Below are 9,764 nucleotides of genomic sequence, written 5' to 3' on the forward strand. Positions count from 1 at the left end.
GTACCGGGGAGACCGTCTTCGGCGGGGGCGCCACGGGCTGCCGCCGCCCATCCGGCAGCACCGCCGTGTGCGGGACGTCCGCCGCCGGTACGTACGCGCTCTCGAAGACGCCGTAGGGCGCGGCGTTCCCAGGCGGTGCGGTGAGGTGGAAGCCGGGGTAGCTGGCCAGCGCCAGTTCCACGGCGGCCGCACCGACAGCCCGTCCGACGCGTTCGGCGTCGCTGTCGCGCACCACCAGCCGCAGCAGGGCACTCGCCTCCTCCTGCACGGCGGCGTCACGGTGGTCGGTGCGGGCCAACGCCCAGCGCATCTCGGCTGGTTCACGTCCCCGCAGGGCTTCGGAGAGCTGCGCTTTCACGAGCTCGGCCTTGCGTTCGACGTCCAGCCCCGTGAGGACGAAGACCACCTCGTTGCGGTGGCCGCCGAGCCGGGTCAGGCCGACCTTGAGCGTCGGCGGCGGCGCCTCGCCGCGCACCCCGCTGATCCGCACCCGGTCCTGGCCCTGCTGGTCGAGCCGCACGGTGTCGAGCCGGGTGGTGACGTCGGGGCCGGGGTAGCGCGCACCGGCCGTCTCGTAGAGCAGTTGGGCGGTGACCGTGCCGACCGTCACCGCGCCGCCCGTGCCCGGGTGCTTGGTGATGACGCTGCTGCCGTCGGCGTTGATCTCGGCGAGCGGAAAGCCGGGGCGAAGGGGGTCGGATATCTCTTCGAGGAAGGCGTAGTTGCCGCCGGTGGCCTGGGTCCCGCATTCCAGTACGTGACCGGCGGCGGTGGCTCCGGCGAGCGCGTCCCAGTCGTCGGCCGCCCAGCCGTGGTGTGCGGCTGCGGCGCCGCTGACCAGTGCGGCGTCGCAGACCCTGCCGGTGATCACCACGTCCGCGCCCTCCCGCAGACAGGCGGCGATGCCGGCGCCACCGAGGTAGGCGTTCGCGGTGAGCACCCCGGCACCCCAGTCCCGCCCGGTGAGGTCGTCCCCCTCGACGTGGGCCACCCGGACCGGCACGTCGAGGCGTTCCGCCAGCGCGCGGACGGCGGCCGCGAGCCCGGCGGGGTTCAGCCCTCCGGCATTGCTCACCAGCCGGACGCCGCGCTCGTGCGCCAGGCGTAGTCCGCGTTCCAGCTGCCGCGCATACGTCTTCGCGTAGCCGCGGGACGGGTCCTTCAGCCGGTCCCGACCGAGGATGAGCATGGTCAGCTCGGCGAGATAGTCGCCGGTCAGGACGTCGAGCGGGCCCCCGGTCAGCATCTCCTCGAGGGCGTCGAAGCGGTCGCCGTAGAAGCCGGAGGCGTTCCCGATGCGCAGCACGCCGGTCCTCCCTTGTTGGACTCGGCGTCAGCGTGGCACGGTCGACGAGAACAATCAAGCATGCCTGCATGTTTTTCGCCCAGGGCCTGTTCCCCACCTGAACCCCGACTCGTCCGAGGCACGGTTTTGCCGGAACAGCACCACTCTTTGCCATCCGGCGTCGACCAGCCGCACGGTGGCGGCATGGACAACTTCGACATGACAGAAGCCGGCGACCGCACCTGGGACGTCGTGGTGGTCGGCGGCGGCGCGGCCGGCCTCTCGGCCGCCCTCAACCTGGCCCGCGTCCGCCGGTCGGTGCTGGTGATCGACGCGGGCGAGCCCCGGAACGCCCCGGCAGCGGAGGCCGGCATCCACGGAATCCTCGGCCGCGACGGGATCTCCCCGCTGGAGCTTCTGCGGCGGGGGCGCGAGGAGGTCACCGCCTACGGCGGCCGGGTCGTCCCCGGCCGCGTCACCGGCGTCCACCGGGACGACAAGGCGTTCGCCGTCACCACGGAGGACGGGCGCCGGGCGCGGGCCCGGCGACTGTTGGTGACCACCGGCCTGGTCGACGAACTGCCGGCGGTGCCGGGACTGGCCGAGCGATGGGGCCGGGACGTGCTGCACTGTGTCTACTGCCACGGCTGGGAGGTGCGCGACCGGCCCATCGGCATCCTGGGCACCTTCCACCAGGCACTGCTGTTCAGCCGGATGTCCGAGGACGTCACCCTGTTCCGGCACACCGGCCCGGACCTCACGGACGAGCAGTGGGAGCAACTCGCCGCGCTGGGCGTCGCCGTGGTGGACGGCGAGGTCACGGGACTGGAGGTCGACGAAGCCGACCGGCTCGCCGGAGCGCGGCTGGCATCGGGCGTCGTGGTGCCGGTGCGGGAACTGGTGGTCACCCCGCGGTTCGTCGCCCGCGCGGGCTTCCTCGACGACCTGGGCGTGAAGGTGCGGGAACATCCCACGGGCGCGGGAGAGCACCTTCAGGTCGACGCGTCGGGCTTCACCGGCGTACCCGGCGTGTGGGCGGCCGGTAACGTCACGGACCTGATGGCGGGCGTCCCCGTTGCCATGGCAGCCGGGATCACGGCGGCGGCAGCCGTCCACCGGGATCTGGTCATGGCCGAAACCGAGGCAGCCGTCTCCCGTAGGACGGCCTCGGAGTGAGGTGCCGCCCGCCGCGCCGGCGGGGGCTCAGGGGGTGCGGGCCCTGAGGTGGGCCCGCTCGCCCTGATGCCCGAAGAGGACGAGGAGTTCGACGGCCCGGTTGTCGTCGGGTCCGAGCCAGTGCGGTACATGAGTGTCGAACTCGGCGGCCTCGCCCGGCTTCAGCACCAGACGCTGGTCTCCCAGCAGCAGACGCAGCCGCCCGGCCAGCACGTACAGCCACTCGAAGCCCTCGTGCGTCGCCAACTCCGGCTCGACCTCGGGCCTGGGCGGGATGAGCAGCTTGTGCGCCTGCACGCCGCCGGGCTGGCTGAGCGGCACGTAGGTCAGGCCGTCCCGGGTCACCGGGCGCAGATGGATGCGCGGGTCCCCGGTGCGGGGCGCGCCCACCAGGTGGTCCAGCGGTACGGCGTAGACCTCGGCCAGCGGCAGCAGCAGTTCCAGGGTCGGCTTGCGCTGCCCGCCTTCGAGCCGGGACAGCGTGCTCTCGTTGATCCCGGTCCGCGCGGAGAGCTCGGCGAGCGTGAAGCCGCGTCGCCGCCGAAGCTCGCGCAACCGAGGCCCGACCGCCTCCAGCACGTCCTTACTCGTCCCACCCATCTCCCCAGCTTGCCGAATCAGCAAGAAGCTTTGCAACCGCGGCGACCCGGGGCGCACCGTCGACACGGCGTCCTCACCACCGCAAAACAGACAAGGAGCTGCACCGATGCACACCGACACCGATTCCACGACCTTCTGGGAGAACCACTACTCCCGCCTCGACGCGCGACTGGGTACCAAGCCCAACGCCGTCCTGGCGGACCTCCTCACCGCGCTCTCTCCCACCCCCGGCACAGCCCTCGATCTCGGCTGCGGCCACGGCGGCGACGCGCTCTGGCTCGCCGCCCACGGCTGGGACGTGACCGCCGTCGACGTCTCCCAGACCGCACTCGACCGCGTGGCCGAAGGAGCGCGGGCCGGCGACGTGGCCGACCGGGTCCACCCGGCCCGCCACGACCTGGCGGAAACCTTCCCCCCGGGCCGCTTCGACCTGGTCAGCGCCGTCTACTTCCACACCCCCGTCGACATCCCGCGCACCCGGGTTCTGCGACACGCCGCCGAGGCCGTGGCGGCCGGCGGACTGCTGATCATCGTGGAACACGCCTCGGTCGCACCCTGGTCCTGGCAGGCCGGCGAGGACGTACGCTTCCCCACTCCCGAGCAGGTCCTCGTCTCCCTGGAGCTGGACGACGACGCCTGGCACGTCGAGCGTTGCCACGCACCCCAACGCGTCGCCACAGGCCCCCGGGGCCAGACCGCAACCGTCACCGACAACATCCTCGCCCTACACCGCCTGCTCTGACCGGCGCCCCGACAGGCCCTAGCTCTGGAGACGTTCGGCCAGGACCTCGGCGAGGTGTCGGCTGCGGACATCGGCGAGCTGGCTCAGTTGCGTGCGGCAGGAGTAGCCGTCGGCGAGGACCACCGCCGAGGGGTCGGCGGCCCGCACGGCGGGGAGGAGCACGTCCTCGGCGCACGCCTTCGAGACCTCGAAGTGGCCTTTCTCGAAGCCGAAGTTGCCCGCGAGACCGCAGCAGCCCGCCGCCAGGTCGCCGTCGAGGCCGGCTCGCTCACGGAGGCGGCGTTCGGCGGCGTCGCCGAGGACGGCGTGCTGGTGGCAGTGGGTCTGGCCGGTCACCGGACGGTCCACGCGCGGCGGCTCCCAGTCCGGCGCGTACAACTCGATCGTCTCCGCGAACGTTCTTACGAGACGGGCGAGTCGGCGGGCCCGTGGGTCGTCCGGCAGCAGCTCGGGGAGGTCGGTGCGGAGGGCGGCCGCGCAGGGCGGCTCCAGCACGGTGACCGGCAGCTCGGCGCGGATCGCCGGCTCCATGCGGTCGAGCGTCCGGCGCATCGTGGCGCGTGCGCGGTCGAGTTGCCCGGTGGAGACGTACGTCAGCCCGCAGCAGACCTGCCGCGGTGGCACGGCGATGCCAAGGCCCGCGGCGTTGAGCACCGCCACCGCCGCCGAGCCCGCTTCGGGTGAGAGGTAGTTGGTGAAGGTGTCCGGCCAGAGCACCACGCGCCGGCCTTCCGGTTGACGGTGCCGGTCCGGCTGCGCCCGCCACCACCGGGTGAACGGCACGGGTGCCAGCGGAGGGATGGCCCGTTCCGGTGCGATGCCGCCGAGGCGCTTGGCCAGGGCCGCCAGCGGCGTCACGCTCGCCGCCGCGTTCAGCACCGGCGCGGCGCGCGACACGTCCGCCAGCCGCAGCCAACGCGGCAGGCCGCCCATGCTGTGGTGGGCGGCCGGCCGCCGCCGCCCCTTGTAGTGGTGGTGCAGGAACTCCGCCTTGTATGTCGCCATGTCGACACCCACCGGGCAGTCGCTTCGGCAGCCCTTGCAGGAAAGACACAGGTCAAGCGCCTCCAGCACCTCGGGTGAACGCCACCCCTCGGTCACCACCTCCCCCGCCAGCATCTCGTGCAGCAGCCGCGCCCGGCCGCGCGTGGAGTGCCGCTCCTCGCCCGTCGCGCGGAACGACGGGCACATCACGTTCGGCCCTGCGGCGGTGTCGCGGCATTTCGCGACGCCCACACACCGCCGCACGGCCGCCGAGAAGTCGCCGCCGTCGTGCGGATAGGCGTACTCGGTGGCCACCGGCTCCTTCGGCAGCACGGCGAAGCGCAGGTTCTCGTCGAGGCGCGCGGGCCGTACGAGGATGTCGGGATTCAGCATGCCCGCCGGGTCCCACAGATCCTTGAACCGGCCGAAGACGCCCACGAGTTCGGGACCGTACATCGCCGACAGCAGTTCCGCCCTGGCCAGCCCGTCGCCGTGCTCGCCGGACAGCGAGCCGCCGTGCGCGACGACCAGCTGCGCCAACTCCGTGGAGAAGCGCCGGAAACGGGCCACCCCGTCGCGGGAGAGCAGGTCGAAGTCGATGCGTACGTGGATGCAGCCGTCGCCGAAGTGCCCGTACGGCAGCCCACGCAGACCGTGCTCGGCCATCAGCGCGCGGAAGTCCCGCAGGTAGGCGCCCAGTCTGACCGGAGGCACGGCGCAGTCCTCCCAGCCGGGCCACGCCTCGCTGCCGTCCGGCATCCGGGTGGCCGTGCCGGAGGCGTCCTCCCGCACCCGCCACAGCGCCCGTTGGGCGGCGGACTCGGTCAGCACGGTGGAGTCGGTGACGCCGTCGGCGGCCGCTCGGCACAGCTCGTCGGCGGCGGACCCGGCGGCGGCCGGGTCCGCCCCGCCGACCTCCACGAAGAGCCAGGCGCCGCCGCGCGGCAGCAGCAGCCGGGCGGCGTCGCTGACCAGGTCGTCCGCCATGCCCTCCACGGTCAGCGGGCCGAACCGCAGCAGCTGCGGCGCGGCCTCGGCGGCGGCCGTCTCGTCCGGGTAGCCGAGCACCGCCAGCACCCGGGCGGCCGGCGGTTCGACGAGGGTGAGGGTCGCCTCGGTCAGCACGCCGAGCGTGCCCTCGCTGCCGGTGAACGCCCGCGCCCAGTTCTCGCCCTTCTCCGGCAACAGCTCGTCCAGCGCGTAGCCGGAGATGCGGCGCGGTAGCTCGGGGAAGCCGGTGCGCAGCCGGGCCAGTTCCTCCCGGACGAGCGCGCGGACCGGGTCGCGGAGGGCCGCCGGCACATCGCCGCCGCCAGGGGCCAGGCGTACGCGCTCGCCGCCGTAGGTGAGCACGTCGAGCGCGCGGACGTTGTCGGCGGTGGTCCCCCAGGCGACGGAGTGCGAGCCGCAGGAGTTGTTGCCGACCATGCCGCCGATCGTGCAGCGGCTGTGGGTGGACGGGTCCGGGCCGAAGGTCAGTCCGTGGCGGGCAGCGGCCCGGCGCAGGTCGTCCAACACCACGCCCGGTTGGACGACTGCCCGGCCGGCCTCCGGTTCGAGGGAGGCGATCCGGTTCATGTGTCGGGTGAAGTCCAGCACCACACCGGTGCCGGTGGCCTGCCCCGCGATGCTGGTACCGCCGCCACGCGGCACGACCGGTGTGCCGTGCGCACGGCACACCGCGAGCGCGGCCGCCACGTCCTCCGCGTCGCGCGGTGCCACCACACCGACCGGCACCCGGCGGTAGTTGGACGCGTCCATGGTCATCAGCGCGCGGCTCGCCGCGTCGAACTCGACGTCCCCGCGCACGCTCCTGCGTAGCTCAGCTGCCAGCTCCATCCCTCCAGCCTGCACCCTGCGGGCCGACGACGCGGGCAGCACACACGCACCGGGCGGCTACGCGAGGGGGAACGGGACGCCGTGCTCCTGCTGCGGGCGCGGCCCGTGGATGCGGCGGTCGGCGGCCGTGATCGGCACGTCGTTGATGCTCGCCTCCCGCCGGCGCATCAGCCCGGCCTCGTCGAACTCCCACAGCTCGTTGCCGTAGGAGCGGAACACGCGGCCGCGCGCGTCGTGCCACTCGTACTGGAAGCGCACGGCGATGCGGTTGTCCCGGTAGGCCCACAGCTCCTTGCGGAGCGCGTAGTCCAGCTCCCGCTCCCACTTGCCGCGCAGGAAGTCGACGACCTCGGCACGGCCGGTGAGGAAGGTGTCGCGGTTCCGCCAGACGGTGTCCGCCGTGTAGGCGAGCGCGACGCGTTCGGGGTCGCGGGTGTTCCAGGCGTCCTCGGCGGCCTGGACCTTCTGCCGGGCGCTCGCCTCGTCAAACGGCGGGAAGGGCGGACGGGAGGTCATGCGTACTCCTCGGGGTCGCGTCGACGAAACTCAGAGAACGGGCGTTCTCCCTACCTTCACCACTCTAGAGAACGATCGTTCTCGCCGGTAGTGTCCTCTTCCGTGAACCCGGAAGAAGCCCGCGACCGACTACTCGACGCCGCCGAGCGGCTGTTCTACGAGCGCGGCGTGCAGGGCGTCGGCATGGACGACCTCCGGGCCGCCTCCGGCGTCTCGCTCAAGCGCCTCTACCAGTGCTTCGCCACCAAACGCGACCTCGTCGAGGCCTACCTCCGCCGCCGCGACGAACGCTGGCGCGCCTCCCTCTTCGACCACGCCGCCGAGCACGGCGACACCCCGCGCGCACAACTGCTCGCCCTGTACGACTGGTTGGCCAGCTGGTTCGCCGAACCAGACTTCCGGGGCTGCGCCTTCACCAACTCCTTCGGCGAACTCGGCGGCACCGAACCGGGCGTCGCCCGGATCGCCCGCGACCACAAGGACGCCGTCCGCGAGCAGATCACCGAACTGACCTCCCGTCTCGGAGTGCCCGAACACCGTGCCTTGGCAGACCAGTTGAATCTTCTGGTCGAGGGCGCCATCATCACCGCCGCGATCAGCGGCACCCCGGAGGCCGCCACCCATGCCCGCGCCGCCGCCGACACACTGCTGACAGCAGCAGGCGCGCGCCCGACCGGCAGCTAGGACCTGCCCGAAGGGCGCAGCCGGATCAGCGCGCCGAGCCCATCGGGCCCGCCTCGGGCGTGGTCAGCAGGACGCGGGCCAGGCCGGCCTGCGTCGCGGTGAGCGCCCGCAGTACCGGGACGGCGGTGAGCAGCAGCGCAACGCCGATGCCCGTGTGCAGGCCCATCTCCACAAGCCGGGACGACGTGCCGAACATCAGCTCCGCCAGCCCCTCGTTGTCCTCCCCGCGCGGCAGCGACCACGACCACAGCGCGTACGTCAGCCCACCGGCGCCACCGACCGTCCACACCATCGCCACCACAAAGCCCACCACCCGCAGCGGGAAGGCGAGCACCATGTGCAGCAGGTCCCGCCAGGCCTGCGGATCGAGCAGGAGGCGCAGGTGGCGCGCCGGACCGTCGCCGGCCACCCGGCGGTAGACCGGTGCGGGCAGCGGTCTACCGGTGGTCGATGCCACTCTCCAGCGCTCCGTCGCCGCGAACCAGCGCGCGACGATCAGCGTCCCCGCCAGCACCGGCAACCCGATCCAGACGACGACGGTGCCCACTCCGAAAGTGAAACCGGTCAGCGCGAGAACAAAGGCGGCGATGCCGATCGGCAGCCCGCCGAGCAGATAGGCGACGTCACGCCAGAAGCGCCCCGGGGGCGAAGCGGCGCGAGTTCGGACGTGGGGTGCGGTGCCGGCAAATGCGGTGGTCTCAGCCATACCCCGAGGCTGTCACCGGCCGCCGCTCGGCTGAAGCCGGTCGACTACCCATTGCCGGGTGGGGCTAGCCCCACCCCCGGAGCCTTCCGACCGGCCACCGCCCCAGGACCCCCGCTCACCCGACGGCCACGCGCACGATCCGGCCGGACGCCTCCGTCACGAAGAGGTCCCGATCCGCCCGGTACTCGCCGAAGCCGCGCGCGACCCGGACGCTCGTCGGCATCCGCAACCCGGACGCCAGCACACACGCCCGGCCGGTACCCGGCGCCACCCGGACCAGCTCGCCGTGCCGGAAGCTGGTCACCATCAGGTCCCCGTTGAAGTAGGCCAGATCGTCCAGCAGCTTGGCGTCGAGCAGGCCGCCGCTGAGAACGGCCACCGTCGTGTGCCCCGCCGGATCGTCCAGCGGGATCCGCACGACGGGTGAACGGGTGCTGGTGATGACGCTCGCGTACAGCTGGTCGCCCACGATCTCCAGCCCGTTGGTGCCGAAGACGTTCGCCTTCCGTGTCCACTCTTCGTCCCGCGTACCGTCCGGCCGCACCTTGAGCACACCGGTGGCCAGCTCGCGGCTGAGGTAGAAGTTGCCGTTGTCGTCGATGGCGAGGCCGTTGATGCCCGGCGTCCCCGTGACCACCTTCTCGGCCTGCGGTCGGGCGGCGGCCGGGTCGAAGCGCATGACGCCACCCGTGGTCGCCAGCGGGCTGACGCCGAAGTTGACGTACATCATCCCGTCGGGGCCGCGCCGGATGCCGCCGGGCCCGGACACAGGGAAAGTGGCCGCCAGCTTCCCGTCCGACGTGTAGCCCTCCACCCGGTTCCTGACCGAGTGGGAGACCCACAGCATCCCCCGCCCGTCGAACTCCAGGTTCTCCCGCCAGTCGAGCAGGGGTGGTCCGCCGTCGCGGAACACCGTCACGTTCACTCGTTCAGGGCAGTGCCCGGTCCGCGCGGCCGACGAGGAGTCGGCGGCACTCGCGGACGGGACGAAGACGGTCACCATCGCCACCAGCGCCGCCACGGTCATCGCTAGACGTGTTCGCATGCGTACGGTTCTACCGACCGGTAGCCACCCGGTCCACGCACCCACATGCCAATTGCGGTCCCCCTACACCTGGTGGCGCGTCGCCCTCGTCGCGACGATGGCCGCCGGCTTCCTCGTCGTCATGATCACCCCCGTTCTCCAGGAGTTCTTCCGCCTCCGCCTCGTCGGCCTGACGATGCCCCTCACC

At 72.5% G+C, this 9,764-nt stretch carries 9 protein-coding genes; 3 read left to right on the forward strand and 6 right to left on the reverse strand.

Annotated elements, in window-relative coordinates; all coding sequences use genetic code 11:
• Positions 1–1,246: acyclic terpene utilization AtuA family protein (locus FNX44_RS18630; protein WP_267129476.1), on the reverse strand; the 1,246-nt coding region annotated here is incomplete at its 3' end.
• A gap of 243 nt (positions 1,247–1,489) precedes the next feature.
• Here FNX44_RS18630 and FNX44_RS18635 point away from each other — a divergent pair.
• A complete protein-coding gene (locus tag FNX44_RS18635; protein WP_143649430.1) occupies positions 1,490–2,461 on the forward strand; it encodes an NAD(P)/FAD-dependent oxidoreductase in 972 nt (323 codons plus the stop codon).
• 27 nt (positions 2,462–2,488) lie between these two features.
• On the opposite strand, the gene FNX44_RS18640 is transcribed toward FNX44_RS18635, so the two are convergent.
• Positions 2,489–3,061 carry a helix-turn-helix domain-containing protein gene (locus FNX44_RS18640; RefSeq protein ID WP_143649431.1) on the reverse strand — a complete coding sequence of 191 codons (573 nt, stop codon included), beginning with the start codon at positions 3,059–3,061 and terminating at the stop codon, positions 2,489–2,491.
• A 106-nt stretch (positions 3,062–3,167) separates the two neighbouring features.
• On the opposite strand from FNX44_RS18640, the gene FNX44_RS18645 reads away from it, so the two are divergent.
• On the forward strand, positions 3,168–3,803 hold the full coding sequence (locus FNX44_RS18645; RefSeq protein WP_143649432.1) for an SAM-dependent methyltransferase: 636 nt from the start codon (positions 3,168–3,170) through the stop codon (positions 3,801–3,803).
• An 18-nt stretch (positions 3,804–3,821) separates the two neighbouring features.
• Here FNX44_RS18645 and FNX44_RS18650 read toward each other — a convergent pair whose 3' ends face one another.
• Positions 3,822–6,626 carry an FAD-binding and (Fe-S)-binding domain-containing protein gene (locus FNX44_RS18650; protein WP_143649433.1) on the reverse strand — a complete coding sequence of 935 codons (2,805 nt, stop codon included), beginning with the start codon at positions 6,624–6,626 and terminating at the stop codon, positions 3,822–3,824.
• 57 nt (positions 6,627–6,683) lie between these two features.
• Complete coding sequence (locus FNX44_RS18655; RefSeq protein WP_143649434.1) at positions 6,684–7,142, reverse strand: nuclear transport factor 2 family protein; 459 nt, start codon at positions 7,140–7,142, stop codon at positions 6,684–6,686.
• A 102-nt stretch (positions 7,143–7,244) separates the two neighbouring features.
• Between FNX44_RS18655 and FNX44_RS18660 the strand changes: the two genes are divergently transcribed.
• Positions 7,245–7,826 (forward strand): TetR/AcrR family transcriptional regulator, encoded by a 582-nt coding sequence (locus FNX44_RS18660; protein WP_143649435.1) that lies wholly within the window; start codon positions 7,245–7,247, stop codon positions 7,824–7,826.
• A gap of 25 nt (positions 7,827–7,851) precedes the next feature.
• Here the strand turns inward: FNX44_RS18660 and FNX44_RS18665 are convergent, their stop codons facing one another.
• Both FNX44_RS18665 and FNX44_RS18670 read right to left on the reverse strand, forming a co-directional pair.
• Entirely contained in the window at positions 7,852–8,532 is a 681-nt protein-coding gene (locus FNX44_RS18665; protein WP_143649436.1) for a sensor domain-containing protein, read from the reverse strand.
• Between the two features lie 115 nt (positions 8,533–8,647).
• Positions 8,648–9,577 (reverse strand): NHL repeat-containing protein, encoded by a 930-nt coding sequence (locus tag FNX44_RS18670; protein ID WP_143649437.1) that lies wholly within the window; start codon positions 9,575–9,577, stop codon positions 8,648–8,650.
• Positions 9,578–9,764: the final 187 nt, after the last annotated feature.

The organism is Streptomyces alkaliterrae, assembly GCF_007097205.2.
GTDB classification, from domain to species: Bacteria; Actinomycetota; Actinomycetes; order Streptomycetales; family Streptomycetaceae; genus Streptomyces; species Streptomyces alkaliterrae.